The following is a 16,525-nucleotide window of genomic DNA, read 5'->3' on the forward strand; positions in this document are numbered from 1 at the left end:
GAGTTGATGATCCGTTTACCCCGACTGAGCGAGAGTAACCGACCCTTTCTTTCGTGTCGCGAGAAGATCGCCATTGCAGTGGCGGCACTTTTGATCTTCACGCTTTTCTCTCCCTGCGGCACGCGCGTAAACGCGGGCGCTGTGCCGAATAGATCATCGGCCCTGGTTGATTGGCGCGTGACTGGGCCGATGGGGGGCGATGTGCGCGCTCTCGTCATTGACCCGAAAGATGCGCGGAAGATCTATCTGGGAACGCTCGATGGGCAGATTTATGTTTCGACCGACGGCGGTGAGAGATGGTCTCGCTTAGCGAGTTTCAATCGCCCCGGACTCTACATCGATCACATCATCATCGACCCGCGCGATTCGCGCATCCTTTACGTCGGCGCGCATCGACACAAAGAACCGGGCGGATTCTTCAAATCGACCGATGGCGGTCAGACTTGGCGCGAGGCCAAGGAGTTGAAGGGCGAAGCCATTCATTCGCTGGCCCAATCGTCAACCAAACCCGACGTCATCGTCGCCGGGACGAATAACGGCGTCTATCGCTCGGATGATGCGGGCGAGACGTGGACCAAGCTGCCGACGACGGGGATGACCAACACGAATATCGAATCGTTGGCCATCGACCCGCGCAACGATAAGGTGATCTACGCTGGATCGTGGCATCTGCCCTTCAAGACGACCGATGGCGGTCAGACTTGGCGCAAGATCAACAAGGGGATGATCGATGATTCGGACATCTTCGCCATCTCGATAGATAATCGCAACCCGGATCACATCATCGCCTCCGCCTGTAGCGGGATATACGAATCGAAAGATGCGGGCGAAACTTGGCACAAGGTGCAAGGCATCCCGTCGAGCTCGCGGCGCACGCGCGACATCCTGCAACATCCATCGCGCCCGGAGATCGTCTATGCGGGGACGACCGAGGGCTTTTGGCGTTCGACCAAAGGCGGGGCCGATGGCTCTTGGACGCTGATGACTTCAAAGCAACTCGAAGTCAACGCCATCGCCGTTCACCCGGATAACCCGGACACCGTTTACATCGGAACGAACAACTACGGCGTGATGGTCTCGCATGATGGCGGACGCACCTTCGCGATGAGCAATGAAGGTTTCAGCGGAAGGCTGATCTACACGGTCGTCGCCGATCGCGAGCGTCCGGGTCGCGTTTACGCTTCGACCATCAACACGACCACCGGCGGCGGTTTCTTCTTCATCAGCGATGATGGCGGAATGACGTGGCAGCCGGCGATGCGCAACATGCCGCGCCAATTGATCGCTTATTCGATCTTGCAGGATCGGCGCGATCCGAACGTCATCTACCTCGGGACCAATTTCGGATTGTACAAGTCGCTCGATCGAGGCATGTCGTGGTCGGCGGTGAGAGTGGCTAAGCCGCGCGCGCGCGCATCGCGCGCGGCTGCGAGCGCGACGGATGATACCGTCCGCCGCGCGCAAGAAGCTTTGAAAGAAGCCGGCTACGATGTTGGCGCGCCAGACGGCAGATTGGGACCGCGCACTTCTGCCGCTATAAGGAAGTTTCAGATCGATAAGAATCTGCCGCCAACCGGCAGATTGGATGAGCGGACGCTCGCCGCGCTCGGCATTCAAGAGATGGTCGATCTGACCGAAGAGACCATCAACAGCTTGACTTTCACCCCAGACGAGCGCGACGGTCATCCCGGAATGCTCGCTGCCACCAACAGCGGTCTGTATCGGACCTATGATCCCGCGCGCGGTTGGGAGCGGATATCTTACGGGAGCGGTTTCGATGCGCGAACTTTGGCCGTTTCGGTCGATCCGCAAAATCCGGAAACGATCTGGGTCGGAACGGCGACTTCCGGCTTGCTCGTTTCGCACGACGGCGGACGAACTTGGCAGCAGATCAAGGCGATCCCGACAATCGCTCCGGTCAACACCATTGTGCAAGACCCCAAGCGTGCCGGCTACATCTACGTTGGAACCGGACACACTCTTTATCTATCGCGCGATGGCGGGCAGAGTTGGATGCGACGCGGCGGTAATCTGCCGATCGGAAACTTCACGAGCATCCTCATCAATCCCAACGATCCGGATGAGATCTTCGCCGGGAGCGCGTTCGAAACGGGCGGGGGCATCTTCCGTTCGACCGATGCTGGGATGACTTGGGAGCGGATCGATCCTGAATTGCCGAGCCGTCGCGTCTGGTCGCTGGCCTTCGACCGGCAGAGCGCCGAAAGGCTTCTGATCGGCTCGCATTCGGGCGGAGTATACGTCGCGCTCAGATCTGGCGTGGCGACCGCTTCGAGCGGGCAACGCTGAATTCACGCTTCATATTTCTTCGACGGAGGATGTCGAATGCCTCACCTTGGCCTTCGCATCCTCCGTCGGCTTTTTAACTGGCTCGGTTGCAATTTAAGATTGAGCCGGATGAGGAAGTCGAGTTACGTTCGATGAGGAGAGTGTTCGCCACCTTCAAAAAAACTCTCCGGTACTTACAGGCCGCGCTCAGCGTGATGGCCGTCACGGCCATGCTCGTCCTCTTTAGGGTGCAGATCAATGCGACGACCGTCGCTCTGACGATGACGCTCGCCATCCTCTTCATCGCCACTTTCATGGGAAGCGGGCCGGCTTTCTTCGCTTCGGTGTTGGCGATGCTCTGTTTCAACTATTTCTTCCTTCCGCCAGTGGGCACGTTGACGATCGCCGATCCGCAAAATTGGATCGCGCTTTTCGTCTTCTTCATCGTCTCGCTTACGGCTGGTCAGCTCTCAGCCCACGCGCGCCGTCGCACGGAAGAGGCGGAAGCCGGTCGCAGAGAAGTTGAGAGATTGTACAGAGAATTGCAAGAGGCATTCGAACGCGCCAGTCAAGCCGAAGCGCTTCGCCGCAGCGAAAAACTCAAATCGGCGCTGCTCGATGCCGTCACGCACGATATAAGGACCCCGCTCACTTCGATCAAAGCTTCAGTGACCACCCTGCTTGAAGGTTGCGCCGGTAAGATCAGCGCTTTCGATGGAAAGATGGAGCGCGAGATGCTCCTGGTGATAGACGAAGAGTGCGACAGGCTCAATCGGTATACCGAAAAGTTGCTCGAGTTGGCGCGAATCGAAGCCGGCGAGTTGCGCCTTCATCGGCGTTGGGAAGCGGTCGATGAGCTGATTGACGCAGCTCTCAAACGCGCCGAGCCGCTCGTCGGCGAACGTAAGGTAGAGGTGATCTTGCCGGAAGAACTTCCGGTCATCCTCGTTGATTCGCATGCCGTGTCGGAAGCGATCTACTCGTTGCTCGATAACGCTGCGAAGTACTCCCCTCGCGGCAGCACCATTCGGATAGAGGCGCGTTGCGTGGGCGAAGATGTGGAGATCGCCGTCGAAGACGAGGGAAACGGCATCCCCATAGAACTGCGTGAGCGCGTGTTTGATAAGTTCTTCCGCGCCGATGACGGCGCGGGGGAGAAAGGGGTCGGCATGGGATTGGCGATCGCGCGTGGCATCGTGGAGGCTCATGGCGGAAGGATTTGGATCGAAGATCCGAAAGTTGGCCAAGGAACGCGCATCGCCTTCACGCTTCCGATAGGGGACGATGGCGCTTAAAGAGTCCAGATGACCGGAACGCACACAACTCTATCAATGCACGTTGAAGGGATGATGGCGCTTAAAGAGCGCTAGATGACGACGTTTTGTGAACGCATCGATCGTTTTCGAGGTATGTCTTCATGGAGGAAAGATTAGCGAGAATCCTCGTCGTCGATGATGAGCCGCAAATAACGCGCGTTTTGCGCGCAAGTTTGACGGCGCAAGGTTACGACGTGCACACGGCGCTGGATGCCGCTTCGGCTTTGCGGATCTTCGAGGATTGGCATCCCGACCTGATTATCGCTGATCTGGTCATGCCGCAGATGAGCGGGTTGGAATTCTGCCGACGAGTGCGGCTCGTTTCGCAAGTTCCGATCATCGTCCTTTCGGTCAAAGGCGACGAGAGGACCAAAGTCGAGGCGCTCGATCTCGGCGCGGATGATTATGTCACAAAACCTTTCGGCATCGCCGAACTTCTGGCGCGCATTCGCGCCGCTTTGCGGCGCGCCCGTCTGCCATTCCCGGAACGGACCGATGTCTTGGCGGTCGGCGATTTTCAAATCGATCTGGCCGCGCGCGAAGTCCACGTTCGAGGGCAACAGGTACGCTTGACGCCAAAAGAGTTCGATCTGCTCGTCTATTTCGCGCAAAATGCCGGTCGGGTCCTGACGCATCGTAAGCTTCTCGGTGCCATATGGGGCGGCGAATATACGGAACAGAACGAGTATTTGCGCGTCTTCGTCGGAAACTTGCGCAAGAAGATCGAACCTGATCCGAACCGACCGCGCTACATTGTGACCGAACCGTGGGTGGGGTATCGCTTCAACCCTCAAGCTGACTAGGTCGAAGATGGCTCACACGAGCCGCGCGATCGACTTGGTTTCAATCCTCAAACTGAGTCGGATTGAGAATGGGCGATCGGCCAGCCGCGTTGTGACTCGCGGACAAGTCACTCTCATAAGATCTGTCATCAGTTTCTTCCTGCCCTTTATTCTCTCAATTTCAGATCAAATTGGCGAAGATCGAATTATCCGCGCGGCGCGCAGCTCGGATCGTTGATGGCTCCTTGGCGATCTGAGCTTGAGTCGGATTTTTATGAAATCTTTATGGGCGCTTTACGCTGGCTTTACAAAAGCCGCTTTACCGTTCATCGCGAAAGACGAACGAGAGGTCGCCGTCGATTTGAGCGGAGGATGTTATGGCTTGGGCGTTGAGCGAGGAAGGGAAGATATCGTGGGATTGGCGTTCCATTGGCTCCCTGTTGGGTTTGATGGGCGTCATCGCCGGTTCGATCGGGTCGGTTCTGACCGCGATGAGTTGGTTTTGCGAAGGCGACTCGCATTTCTATTTTCACGTCTCTGGCGCGATGTTGCTCTCACTTGTGATCCCACTTCTCGCCATCGGCGCAAGTTGCTTGGATGAGACGGAGGAACGGTGCCGATCCGCGCGAAGAATCGTTTGATTCCCAGAACCTACTCCTCTCCGAGGAGAAAATGGCCAATCGAATCTTCTAGGAGGCTTTCGGCTGAATGCTCGATGCGATCTTCATCTTGGTCACGGTCCTCTTCTTCCTCGCGTCGTTAGGTTACGTCAGTTGGTGCGATCGATTGCGAGGGGAAGGAGGAAAATGAGGATCGCTCCTGAGTCGTAAATCCCGCAGGAGTCAGCGATGAACTTCGAGGATATCGTCGGACTTATCGTGGCGGCTTTGCTTGTCGTCTACTTGCTCTACGCGCTCCTTCATCCAGAAGAGCTTTAGGTGTGGGGCAACCTTCAGCGCCGCAGATGAGTTTCAACGAACACATCAGCTCTGTCGAACAAAATACCTCAACGTTAGAGATATGACCATCAACGGTTGGTTGCAGATACTGCTGTTCTTTGCTCTCGTGCTCGTTGTGACAAAGCCCCTTGGCGCTTATATGGCGCGCGTGTATCAAGGCGAGCGGACGTGGCTCGACTTTGTGTTGCGACCGCTCGAGCGCCTGATCTATCGCGCGACGGGCGTTGATGAACGGCACGAAATGCGTTGGACCGAGTATGCGGCGAGCTTGCTCCTGTTCAGCCTCGTTTCGATGCTCCTTCTCTACTTGCTTCAGCGCTTGCAGGATGTTTTACCCCTCAACCCACAAGGTTTTGCTGCGGTCCCGCCGGATCTCGCTTTCAACACGGCGGCGAGTTTTACGACGAACACGAACTGGCAGGCTTACAGCGGCGAAGCCACGATGAGCTATCTTGTGCAGATGGCCGGTCTTGCGTATCAGAATTTCGTTTCAGCGGCGGTCGGCATGGCTGTGGCCGTCGCTTTCATTCGCGGCATCGCGCGGCGCGAATCGGAAACGATCGGTAACTTCTGGGTCGATCTGGTGCGCGGACTCCTCTGGATTCTTTTGCCGATAAGCTTCGTCTTTGCCTTAGTGCTCGTCTCACAAGGCGTGGTGCAAAACCTTCGCCCATACCAGACTGCGAGGCTCGTTGAGCCGCAGATCGTGCAGAGCGAGGGCAGCAGCCAGCAGGTGATCCGCACCCAGACCATTCCGCAAGGACCCGCTGCATCGCAGATCGCCATCAAGATGCTCGGCACCAACGGCGGCGGATTCTTCAACGCCAATTCCGCTCATCCGTTCGAGAACCCGACGCCTTTCTCGAACCTGCTTGAGATGCTGGCGATCTTCGCGATCCCCGCCGGTTTCACCTACACGTTGGGGCGCATGACCGGCTCGCAACGTCACGGCTGGGCCGTCTTTGCGGCGATGAGCCTGCTCTTTTTCGTCGGGGTCGCGGTCGCTTACTGGGCCGAAGCGCGCGGCAATCCGCTCGTCGCTGCGCTCGGGGTGGACCAGAGCGCGAGCGCTATGCAACCGGGCGGCAACATGGAAGGCAAAGAGGTGCGCTTCGGCATCGCTGGTTCCGCCCTCTTTGCGACCGTGACGACGGATGCCTCGTGCGGCGCGGTCAACTCCATGCACGACTCTTTCACGCCGCTCGGCGGGCTTGTGCCGCTCGTCAACATGCAACTCGGCGAGGTCGTTTTCGGTGGCGTTGGAGCAGGGCTCTATGGCGTGCTCGTGATGGTCATCCTGTCGGTCTTCATCGCTGGACTCATGGTCGGACGCACGCCCGAATATCTCGGCAAGAAGATCGATTCGTACGATGTGAAGATGGCGATGCTCTACGTCATCATCTTCCCGCTTTCGATTCTGGGTCTTACGGCGGCTTCGGTTCTCTTGCCTGCCGGGTTGAGTTCGGTCAGCAACGGTGGGCCGCATGGGCTAACGCAGATCCTTTACGCCTTCACCTCGGGAACAGCCAACAACGGTTCAGCCTTCGGCGGTTTGAACGCAAACACGCTCTGGTACAACACGACCGTCGGGCTGGCGATGCTCGTCGGGCGATTCCTCATGATCGTTCCGGTGCTGGCGATCGCAGGCAACCTCGCGCGCAAAAAGATTGTCCCGCCGTCGCTCGGAACGTTCCCCGTCACCACGCCATCGTTCGTTGTGCTGCTGGTCAGCGTCATCCTGATCGTCGGCGCGCTAACCTTCTTTCCGGTCCTCAGCTTAGGGCCGATCGTCGAGCATCTTCTCATGCAGATTGGACAGACGTTTTGAAGGATTGGAGTCATGAGCAGAGAGATGATCAAAACGTGGGATGCGAGGATCGTGCGTCGCGCCGCAATCGAAGCCTTCAAGAAGCTCGATCCGCGCGTGATGATCAAAAATCCCGTGATGTTCGTCGTCGAAGTCGGCAGCGTGTTGCTCTCGGTGAACCTCGCGCGTGACCTGCTCGCAGCTTCTGGAGAGAGACTCGCGTTCGAATTTCAGATCGTGCTCTGGCTTTGGTTCACCGTGCTTTTTGCAAACTTCGCGGAAGCGATGGCCGAAGGTCGTGGCAAGGCGCAGGCCGATAGTCTGCGCCGGGCGCGGACCAGCCTCAGGGCGCGGCGTCTGCGTGATGACGGAAGCATCGAAGAAGTCGCCGGCCCCGAGTTGCGGCGTGGCGATGTAGTCATCGTCTCAGCCGGTGAATTCATTCCTGCTGATGGCGAAGTCATCGAGGGCATCGCGTCCGTTGACGAATCGGCGATCACGGGTGAATCGGCGCCGGTGATACGCGAGGCGGGCGGCGACCGTTCCGCGGTGACCGGCGGCACGCGCGTGCTTTCGGACCAAATCAAGGTGCGTGTGACGAGCGATCCCGGCGAAACTTTTCTGGATCGTATGATCGCGCTCGTCGAAGGGGCACAGCGGCAAAAGACCCCGAACGAAATCGCGCTCAATATTCTCCTTGCGGGTTTGACGATCATCTTTCTTCTCGCCGTCGTTACCCTTCAACCTTTCGCTATCTACTCCGGCGCACGGCAATCGCTCTTCGTTCTGATCGCACTCCTCGTCTGCTTGATTCCAACGACTATCGGCGGACTTCTTTCCGCGATCGGCATCGCCGGCATGGACAGGCTTCTGCAACGCAACGTGATCGCGATGTCGGGGCGCGCCGTGGAAGCCGCTGGCGACGTAGATACCATGCTCCTCGATAAAACCGGCACCATCACGCTCGGGAACCGGCAGGCGACCGAGTTCATCCCTTTCGAGGGAGTGAGCGATCGAGAATTGGCTGAGGCAGCGCAACTCGCTTCGCTGGCTGACGAGACACCGGAAGGGCGCTCGATCGTCGTGCTGGCGAAAGAGCGCTACGGGCTGCGCGGGCGTGAATTGAAGGGCGCGACGTTTGTGCCGTTTACGGCGCAGACGCGCATGTCCGGTGTCGATTACGACGGTCGCGAAATCCGCAAAGGGGCGCCCGACGCTATTGAAAAATACGTGCGACAGAAGGGCGGCGCGATCCCCGAACGGATGCGCGAAACGGTCGAACGCATCGCCCGCGAAGGCGGAACGCCGCTTCTCGTCGCTGAAGGCAATCGCCTCTTAGGGGCGGTCTATTTGAAAGACATCATCAAAGCCGGAATCCGTGAGCGCTTCAACCAACTGCGTCAAATGGGAATCAAGACCGTGATGATCACAGGCGACAATCCGTTGACCGCAGCGACCATCGCCCGAGAAGCGGGCGTTGATGACTTCCTCGCGGAGGCGAAACCAGAAGATAAGCTGGCGCTCATCCGAAAAGAGCAGGCGGAGGGCCGATTGGTCGCCATGATCGGCGATGGAACCAACGACGCGCCCGCGCTCGCGCAAGCCGATGTCGGCGTGGCGATGAACACGGGGACGCAAGCGGCCAAAGAAGCCGGCAACATGATCGATCTCGATTCGAATCCGACGAAGCTGATCGAGGTCGTCGAGGTCGGCAAACAGCTTCTGATGACGCGCGGAGCGCTGACGACCTTCTCGATCGCGAACGACGTGGCGAAATATTTTGCCATCATCCCGGCGATGTTCGTTTCAGCGTTCCCGGTGCTCGATACGCTCAACATCATGCGTCTTCATAGCCCGGAGTCGGCGATCCTTTCAGCGGTGATCTTCAACGCTTTGATCATCATCGCGCTCATCCCGCTGGCGCTTCGCGGCGTTCGCTATCGTCCGATGCCAGCGACGGCGATGCTGCGCCGCAACTTTCTGATCTACGGCGTCGGCGGATTGATCGCGCCGTTCGTCGGTATCAAGCTCATAGACCTTCTCATCGTCGCGCTCGGGTTGGTATGAAAGGAGCAGCCATGAAGAATATCAAAACCGCGATCGCTATCACGCTCGTGACGACCGTACTCCTTGGTCTTGTTTACCCGCTGGTAGTGACCGCCCTTGCCCAATTGCTCTTTCCCGAAAAAGCCAATGGGAGTTTGATACGCGAGCGTGATGGCACGGTCGTGGGCTCGCGTCTGATCGGTCAACCCTTCTCTTCGCCCGGCTACTTTCATCCGCGCCCGAGCGCGGCTGGTCCAGCCGGTTACGACGCTTCGTCGTCTTCGGGATCGAATCTCGGCCCAACCAGTTCGAAGCTCATTGAACGCATTCGACGCGAAGTGGAACGTCTGCGCGCCGAGAATCCGACAGCACTGATCCCTGTTGATCTCGTGACAACTTCCGGCTCTGGGCTCGATCCGCATATTTCTCCGGCGGCGGCGGAATTCCAGATCCCGCGCGTCGCGCGCGAGCGAGGGATGAGCGAAGATGAATTGCGCAGGCTCGTCGCGCGCCACACCGAAGGAAGGCAGTTCGGCATTCTTGGCGAACCGCGCGTCAACGTGCTCGAACTCAATCGCGAACTCGACCGCTCGCATCCGATGAAACGATAAGATGCGGCAAAGATCGATTCGATTTTGAAGCTGCGAAACCGAGAAGATGGCCGACACGGAGTTCAAAAGACCATCGCCAGATACGTTGCTCGCCAAGATCAAGGAGAGCGATCGACCGTGGTTGCGTGTTTATCTCGGGGCTGCGCCGGGTGTGGGGAAGACGTACCGAATGCTCGAGGACGCCCACGAGATGCGAAAGCGCGGCACCGATGTCGTCATCGGTTTCATCGAGACGCACGGTCGGGCGGAGACGGAAGCGCTGATCGGCGATCTCGAAGTCATTCCGCGCAAGCGTGTCGAGTACAAAGGCGTGACGCTCGAAGAGATGGACCTTGAGGCCATCATTCAGCGTCATCCCCAAGTGGTGCTCGTTGATGAACTGGCGCACACGAATCCGCCGGGAATGAAGCATCGCAAGCGCTACGAAGATGTGCTCGATATTCTCGATCACGGCATCTCGGTCGTGACCGCAGTCAACGTGCAGCATATCGAATCGCTCAATGATGTTGTCGCAAGCATCACGGGCGTGCGCGTGCGCGAAACCGTTCCCGATTGGTTCTTCAAACGCGCCGATGAGGTGGTCAACGTCGATGTGTCGGTCGAGACGCTGCGGACGCGACTCAGGCAAGGGAAGATTTATGACATAGACCGGATCGAACACGCGCTCAACAATTTCTTCCGCAAAGGGAACCTCTCTGCTTTGCGCGAGTTAGCTCTGCGTCAAGTGGCCGAGGATCAGGAGACCAAAGCGCGCGACTACCGCGAACGGGAAGGGCTCGATCAGGCTCCGATCCCCGGGCGGGTGATGGTCTGCATGGCCTCGCGCGGCAACGCGCAAAAGCTTTTACGGATTGGTGCGCGCATGGCGGGACGGTTCGCGCGCGATTGGTATGCGGTCTATGTTGAAACCCCCGAAGAGGAGCCGGGACGCATCAAGCCGGAAGATTACGCTTCGCTCCAGGAGAACATCGCGCTGGCGCGCGATCTCGGCGCACAGGTCGTCAAACTCCGGGCGAACAGCCGGCGCCACATTGCCGATGCTCTCATCGAATTTGCGCGCACGCATGCGATCACACACGTGATCTTCGGCCAATCGGCGCGCTCGCGGCTCGACATACTGCTCCGCGGTTCGATCATCAACCGATTCTTGCGGGAAGTGCGCGACGTAACGGTTCAGGTCGTACCGCTCGAGAAAGAGGCGTCGGGCGCCGACGCTGCGAGTTGAAGCTTGGACTTCGCGGCTTGCGATGTGTCTAAGCCCCCTAGGGCGAGGTCGGCGCTTCGAAGAGCACTACCTGCGCAAAGAGTGGGATGGGTAGCCGATGTGAATGTGTGGACCGGTGGCGGCGCCCGGGATGGCCGTGCGAAAGGCGAGGAAGGGGATGCCGTTCGCGCGCAAAAAGCTCATCAGAGCTTGTCCTTCGACGCTATCCGGATGAACGGGCACGTCGAGCGAGTTGCGGTGGTCCAGACCCCACTGATCGTGGACCGGCGATTGACCGTAGGCGCTGATGGGAAGCGGTCTTCCGAACCTCTCTTGAAAGAAGCGTTGCACTTTCCAAGCGTCAGAGATGGACCAGGAAGACGCGCCGCCGTAACGGATGAGCGATGCTGTTTTGACGAACAAACGGACGGACGGCGACACAGGGCGCTCGGCCCGTCTCTTCGCCTCTTCAGCTTCGAGCAGAGCGGCGGCTATTTGGGCTTCAACGTCGCTTATTTGTCGTTTGGTCGCTTCGACGCGCGCGCGCGCTGCGGCGACGGCTTTTTGCTGCTCTTCCAAAGCGCGGCGGGCGATCAACCCTTGTTCGTAAAGCGGTTCGAGTTCGGCCAAGCGTTTTGCGGCGCGTTCGGCCTCTGCCTCGTAGAGCGTCAGGAGCGTTCGAAGACTGGCCTTGTACTCTTCCGTCGCGCGCACGTATTCGTTGCGGATGGCATCAGGTGAATCGGAAGATCGGGACGTTTGCGTGATTGGAGCTTGCTTCGCCGATTGAGGAAAGGCGTGGGGCGAAAAGAGCAGCGCGAAGGCTGCGCCTAGGCCCCAGCTCATCTTCACCCATCCTTTGATCTTCCAGATCATTTGATTAAACATTATACGCTTCGAATCAATGCTTCGTTCGCTTTTCGCCGTCTACCTTCATCCGCCATTCACCGTCGCGCTTGACTCCGAATCAACGCTTCGTTCGCTTTTCGCCCCGTTTGGGCTCAGTGCACTGCGACCGCCCCGCGTCTTGCGCGCGTGCGTTTGAAGAGCAACGCAGCTGGTATGCAGAGCAGGCACAAGAAAGCGAGGAAACGAAAGTTGTCGATGTAAGACATCAGCGAAGCCTGCTTGAGCAAAGTCCCATATATCGCCCCGTAAGCTTGCTGTGGGGCGGTCGCCGGATTGCCGTGTGCCGCCAGCGCGTTCGTCATCTGGCGCAATCTCTCTTGATAGATCGGATCGTAAGGCGTCAGATGGGCAACCATGATGGCTTGGTGCATCTGCGCTCCGCGCGCGAGAAAGGTCGTCACAAGCGCGATCCCAATGCTGCCGCCGAGATTGCGCATGAGATTGTAGACGCCGGTCGCGTTGCCGATCTGTTCGTTCGGCAGTGTGCTAATGCTCAGCGTCGTCATCGGAACGAAGATGAAGCCCATCGCGAAACCGCTGATGATGTTCGGCCACGTCACGTTGCCGGAAGCGATTTCGAGATTGAGTCCGGCGAACATGTAGGTCGCATAGGCCAGCACGGCGAACCCGAACATGATGAGCCATCGGCCATCGACTTTGCCGATCAATCGCCCGACGATGATCATCGAGGCGATCGAACCGAAACCGCGCGGGCTCACCGTCAGTCCGCTCTCGACCGCCGGATAACCGAGCAAAGTTTGTAAGAAGAGAGGCAGCAACGCGATCGTGCCAAAGAGAACGATGCCCACCGAAGTGATGAGCGCCGTGCCGACGGCGAAGTTGCGATTGGCGAAGACGCGCAGATCGACGATCGGATGATCGGTCGTCAACTCCCAGATGACGAATGCGGCGAGCGCAAATAGGGCCAGAAGCGAGAGACGAACGATGAAGGCCGATTCGAACCAGTCTTCTTGCTGCCCTTTGTCGAGCACGATCTGCAGCGCGCCGAGTCCGACGGCCATCAACCCGAACCCGATGTAATCGATCTTCGGCGCACGCTGCGCTTTGACGTAAGGCGGATCTTCGACGAAGAGGCTCGTCATCAGAATGGCGAGCGCGCCCACCGGAAGGTTGATGTAGAAGATCCAGCGCCACGAGTAGTTATCGGTGATCCACCCGCCCAGCGTCGGTCCGATGATCGGCGCCGTCACGACGCCCAGGCCGAAGACGGCCATCGCAGCGCCGCGCTGCTCCTGTGGGAAGCTTTCGAGCAGCACGGCTTGCGCGATCGGTTGCAACGCGCCGCCGCCGACGCCTTGCAGAATGCGCGCGACGATGATCATGCCGAGACTGGTCGCCATGCCGCACAGCGCCGAAGCGAGCGTGAAGATGATGATGCAGACGATCAGAAAGCGTTTGCGCCCAAAGAATGACGAAAGCCATCCGGTCGCCGGCAGGATGATCGCGTTCGAGACAAGATAGCTCGTCAAGACCCACGTCGCCTCTTCCGGCGTCGCCGCGAGACTGCCGGCGATGTGCGGCAGCGAGACGTTGGCGACCGAGGTGTCGAGCACCTCCATGAAGGTGGCGAGCATCACGGAGAAGGCGATCAACCACGGACTGTAGCTTGGTCGCCACGCGGCCCAATCGTTTCTGAGATCTTCGCTCATCGCGCACTCGCTCCCTTGATCATTGCACCTTCACTTCAGGTTCGACCGACATCCCCGGCGCGAGCATATGTTGCGGGTCGGGCGGCTCGTCGAAGACGATCTTGACCGGCACGCGCTGGACCACCTTGACGTAGTTGCCGGTCGCATTCTCCGGCGGGATCAGACTGAAGCGCGCGCCCGTCCCGGCCTGTATGCTGTCGATGTGGCCGCGGAAGACTTTGTCCGGATAAGCGTCGACTCTGATCTCGACCGGTTGGCCGGGGCGCATCCGCCCCACCTGCGTCTCTTTGAAATTGGCGACCACCCAGACGTCGTTCGCCACGATCGCCATCAGCGGTTGTCCCGCCTGGACCAGCATTCCCTCTTCAACCGCCCGGCGCGTGACGCGCCCCGAAGCCGGCGCGTAGATCTTCGTGTAGGAGAGTTCGAGTTCGGCCTGTTCGACGGCGGCGCGCAACTGTTCGATCGAAGCGGTCGCCGTCTCAGCTTGGGCTTGGGTGACGGCGACCTGTTGGGGCGCGGTCTCGGCTTGGGCCAGCCGCCCGAGCGCTTCGCCCACTTGCGCTTGCGCGCTGCCGATCTGCGTTTGCGCACGGCGCGCGTTCTCTTCGGCGGCAGCGGCGGCAGCGCGCGCTTCGCTCAGTTGCGCTTCGGCAGCAGCGACGCGACTTCGCGCCGCTTCAAGCTGCGCATTAGCGGTGCGCGCGGCGGCGATCGCCTGATCGAGCCGTTGCTGCGAGATCTCGTCTTTAGCGCGCAGCGCTTGATAGCGCGCGACATCCGCGTTGGCGCGCGTCGCTTCGGCTTCCGCTGCTGCCACCTGCGCACGCGCTTGCGCCAGATTGGCTTCAGCCGTCGCGACCGCAGCGCGCGCTTGGGCGACGCGCCGCTGTTCGGCAGCCGCCGCCACCCGGCTCGTTTCGACATCGGTGCGCGCCCGTTGTACGACGGCTGACGCTTGCTGAATGTTCGCGCGCGTGGTGGCGCGCACGAGCGCAACGCTCGCCTGCGCTTCGCGCTGGCGGGCGAGCGCCGCATCGAGCGCTGCTCGCGCCTGTTCGAGCCTCGCTTGGTAATCGCGCGGATCGATCTCAGCGATCAGATCGCCTTCTTTCACCTCTTGGTTGTCTGTGACGTAAAGCTTGACGATGTGGCCCGAAACTTTCGGGCTGACCTGCACGACGTGGCCTTCGATGAAAGCGTCGTCGGTCGATTCGTGGGAGCGAGCGTACAGCCAGTAGCGTATGCCGACCACAGCGCCGACGATGAGCGCGATGCCGAGCGCCAGAAGGAAGCCGGGACGCTTGTAAAGCGGTCGCCTCTTTTCGCCAGCGCTCTTCCCGTCTTTGGCCGCGCTCTCGATCTCGGCCTCGATCCCTTCTGCGATCTCGTCGTCTCGAATCTCCTGTTCAACCACCTCTGCCATAAAACCACTCCATCGATCCGAATTGAACTCTTCATGCTACGCTTCGATGATGCATATAAAAAGCGCCGCGCGCTTTACCAACGAAATTTCTCCGCACGACCGAGCGCCGAAGCGAGATTCAAGCGCGCCGCGTTGTAGACGGCGAGCGCCGTCACCTGCGCTTCGCGCGCGTTGGCGAGCGCCGTCTGCGCGTTGACGACCTCGAGATTATCGCCGACGCCTGCTTGAAACCGATCGCGCGCCATCTCAAGCTCGCGCTCGGCTAAGCGCACGCTCTCATCAGCCGCTCGCACCTGCGCTTCAGCCGTGCGCAGATTCGCGAAGGCCAACCGCACATCCTCTTCGACTTGACGGCGTATGCTGTCAAGCTCCAGCTCCGCCTGGCGCTGCCTGCTCGCGGCGACGGCGATCCGCCCGCGCGTCAACCCGCCGTTGAAGATGGGAACGTTCAATTGGATCGCCACGCGGCGAGTAGGAAGCGCCGTGTCGGTCGGCGTGATCCCGCTCGTCCCGTAATCGCCGACGAATTCGACCGAAGGGAGCTGCTCGGCGCTCGCCGCTTGACGCTCGAGCGCGCTGATCTTCACCTGCTGTTCGGCAAGAAGAATCTCGCGCCGATTCTGCGCCGCTGCCGCAAGCGCTTCAGCGAGCGACGGCAACGGTTCGCTCACGAAACGAAGCTGGTCGGTCAACGTTAGAGAGGCTTCGAGCGGCACGCCGATGATGCGCTTCAAGTTCAGTCGCGCTTGCTCCGCTGCGGTCTGCGCTTGCGCAAGCCGCAATTGCTCTTCGGCGAGCCTCGTCTCGGCGCGCGTCACATCGACGCCCGTCGCCACGCCCGCATTGCGCTGGTCCTCGGCAAGCCGTAACAGCGCGCGCGCCAGTTCGACGTTAGCTTCGGCAGCGGCGACGGCTCGCTCAGCCCGCAACGCTTCAAGATAGGCGAGCGCCGTGACGGTGGCCACTTGCTCGCGCGCCAGTTCCTCGCGCAAACCGGCTAATGTGACGCCGGCCTGCCCAGCCTGAAAACGCCGGATGGCGCCGAGATCGAAGATGCTCTGCGCAAGACGCAGACGCGCGTCGAAGTTGTTGAAGGGGCCGATGAAGGTCGATCTCAGACCGAACGCTCCGGGACGAAACCCGAGCGCGGCCAAGTTCTGCGTCAAATTGGCTTGATAGGCCGCGCCCGATACGTTCGGCAATAGCCCTGCCAGCGACTCTTGCTTTATCCCTTCCGCCTCGCGCCGTTGCTCGCGCGCGCGCAGCGTCTCCAGATTGTTCTCGATCGCAAGCTGAATCGCTTGCTCCAAATTGAGCGTCGTCGGCGCCTGCGATGTGCGCGCGGCGCCGGGAAATTGAACGGTCGCTTGAAAAAGCGTCGGGCTGAAGGATGATGAGATCATGCCAGACGAAGCGCCGCCAATCGCTTGCCCACGCGACGGAGCGAAACCGACGATCAAACAGAGAAAGGACAGCCCAAATCTGAGAAGAACTTTCACCGCGTGACCT

Annotated in this window: 13 protein-coding genes; 9 read left to right on the forward strand and 4 right to left on the reverse strand. The window is 59.7% G+C overall.

What is annotated here, in order from left to right; genetic code table 11:
- Positions 1–6 precede the first annotated feature (6 nt).
- The 9 genes from PYK22_RS07290 to PYK22_RS07330 all read left to right on the forward strand — a co-directional run bounded on the left by PYK22_RS07290 (position 7) and on the right by PYK22_RS07330 (position 11,032).
- Positions 7–2,307: a VPS10 domain-containing protein gene (locus PYK22_RS07290; RefSeq protein ID WP_162199814.1), complete on the forward strand. Its 2,301-nt coding sequence runs from the start codon at positions 7–9 to the stop codon at positions 2,305–2,307.
- A gap of 131 nt (positions 2,308–2,438) precedes the next feature.
- On the forward strand, positions 2,439–3,581 hold the full coding sequence (locus tag PYK22_RS07295) for a sensor histidine kinase (RefSeq protein ID WP_157770738.1): 1,143 nt from the start codon (positions 2,439–2,441) through the stop codon (positions 3,579–3,581).
- 122 nt (positions 3,582–3,703) lie between these two features.
- Positions 3,704–4,405 carry a response regulator transcription factor gene (locus PYK22_RS07300; protein ID WP_041975783.1) on the forward strand — a complete coding sequence of 234 codons (702 nt, stop codon included), beginning with the start codon at positions 3,704–3,706 and terminating at the stop codon, positions 4,403–4,405.
- A 356-nt stretch (positions 4,406–4,761) separates the two neighbouring features.
- Entirely contained in the window at positions 4,762–5,025 is a 264-nt protein-coding gene (locus PYK22_RS17735) for a hypothetical protein (RefSeq protein WP_041975785.1), read from the forward strand.
- A gap of 207 nt (positions 5,026–5,232) precedes the next feature.
- Positions 5,233–5,322 carry a K(+)-transporting ATPase subunit F gene (gene kdpF / locus PYK22_RS17220; RefSeq protein WP_041975787.1) on the forward strand — a complete coding sequence of 30 codons (90 nt, stop codon included), beginning with the start codon at positions 5,233–5,235 and terminating at the stop codon, positions 5,320–5,322.
- 82 nt (positions 5,323–5,404) lie between these two features.
- On the forward strand, positions 5,405–7,171 hold the full coding sequence (gene kdpA, locus PYK22_RS07315) for a potassium-transporting ATPase subunit KdpA (RefSeq protein ID WP_041975789.1): 1,767 nt from the start codon (positions 5,405–5,407) through the stop codon (positions 7,169–7,171).
- A gap of 12 nt (positions 7,172–7,183) precedes the next feature.
- The gene (gene kdpB, locus PYK22_RS07320; protein ID WP_041975791.1) at positions 7,184–9,217 is read left to right on the forward strand and encodes a potassium-transporting ATPase subunit KdpB; all 2,034 of its coding nucleotides are present in this window, start codon (positions 7,184–7,186) and stop codon (positions 9,215–9,217) included.
- A gap of 11 nt (positions 9,218–9,228) precedes the next feature.
- Positions 9,229–9,807, forward strand: coding sequence for a potassium-transporting ATPase subunit KdpC (gene kdpC, locus PYK22_RS07325; protein ID WP_041976047.1), 579 nt, complete (start codon positions 9,229–9,231; stop codon positions 9,805–9,807).
- Positions 9,808–9,853: 46 nt separating this feature from the next.
- A complete protein-coding gene (locus PYK22_RS07330) occupies positions 9,854–11,032 on the forward strand; it encodes a universal stress protein (RefSeq protein ID WP_041975793.1) in 1,179 nt (392 codons plus the stop codon).
- 66 nt (positions 11,033–11,098) lie between these two features.
- On the opposite strand, the gene PYK22_RS07335 is transcribed toward PYK22_RS07330, so the two are convergent.
- From PYK22_RS07335 to PYK22_RS07350, 4 genes are all read right to left on the reverse strand, one after another.
- The gene (locus tag PYK22_RS07335; RefSeq protein WP_157770739.1) at positions 11,099–11,857 is read right to left on the reverse strand and encodes an HlyD family secretion protein; all 759 of its coding nucleotides are present in this window, start codon (positions 11,855–11,857) and stop codon (positions 11,099–11,101) included.
- Positions 11,858–12,012: 155 nt separating this feature from the next.
- A complete protein-coding gene (locus tag PYK22_RS07340) occupies positions 12,013–13,590 on the reverse strand; it encodes a DHA2 family efflux MFS transporter permease subunit (RefSeq protein WP_041975796.1) in 1,578 nt (525 codons plus the stop codon).
- A gap of 19 nt (positions 13,591–13,609) precedes the next feature.
- The gene (locus tag PYK22_RS07345; RefSeq protein ID WP_041975798.1) at positions 13,610–15,016 is read right to left on the reverse strand and encodes an HlyD family secretion protein; all 1,407 of its coding nucleotides are present in this window, start codon (positions 15,014–15,016) and stop codon (positions 13,610–13,612) included.
- A 74-nt stretch (positions 15,017–15,090) separates the two neighbouring features.
- On the reverse strand, positions 15,091–16,515 hold the full coding sequence (locus PYK22_RS07350; RefSeq protein ID WP_162199815.1) for a TolC family protein: 1,425 nt from the start codon (positions 16,513–16,515) through the stop codon (positions 15,091–15,093).
- Positions 16,516–16,525 lie beyond the last annotated feature (10 nt).

Origin of the sequence: Pyrinomonas methylaliphatogenes, assembly GCF_000820845.2 — a bacterium.
In the GTDB taxonomy this organism is placed as follows: Bacteria; Acidobacteriota; Blastocatellia; order Pyrinomonadales; family Pyrinomonadaceae; genus Pyrinomonas; species Pyrinomonas methylaliphatogenes.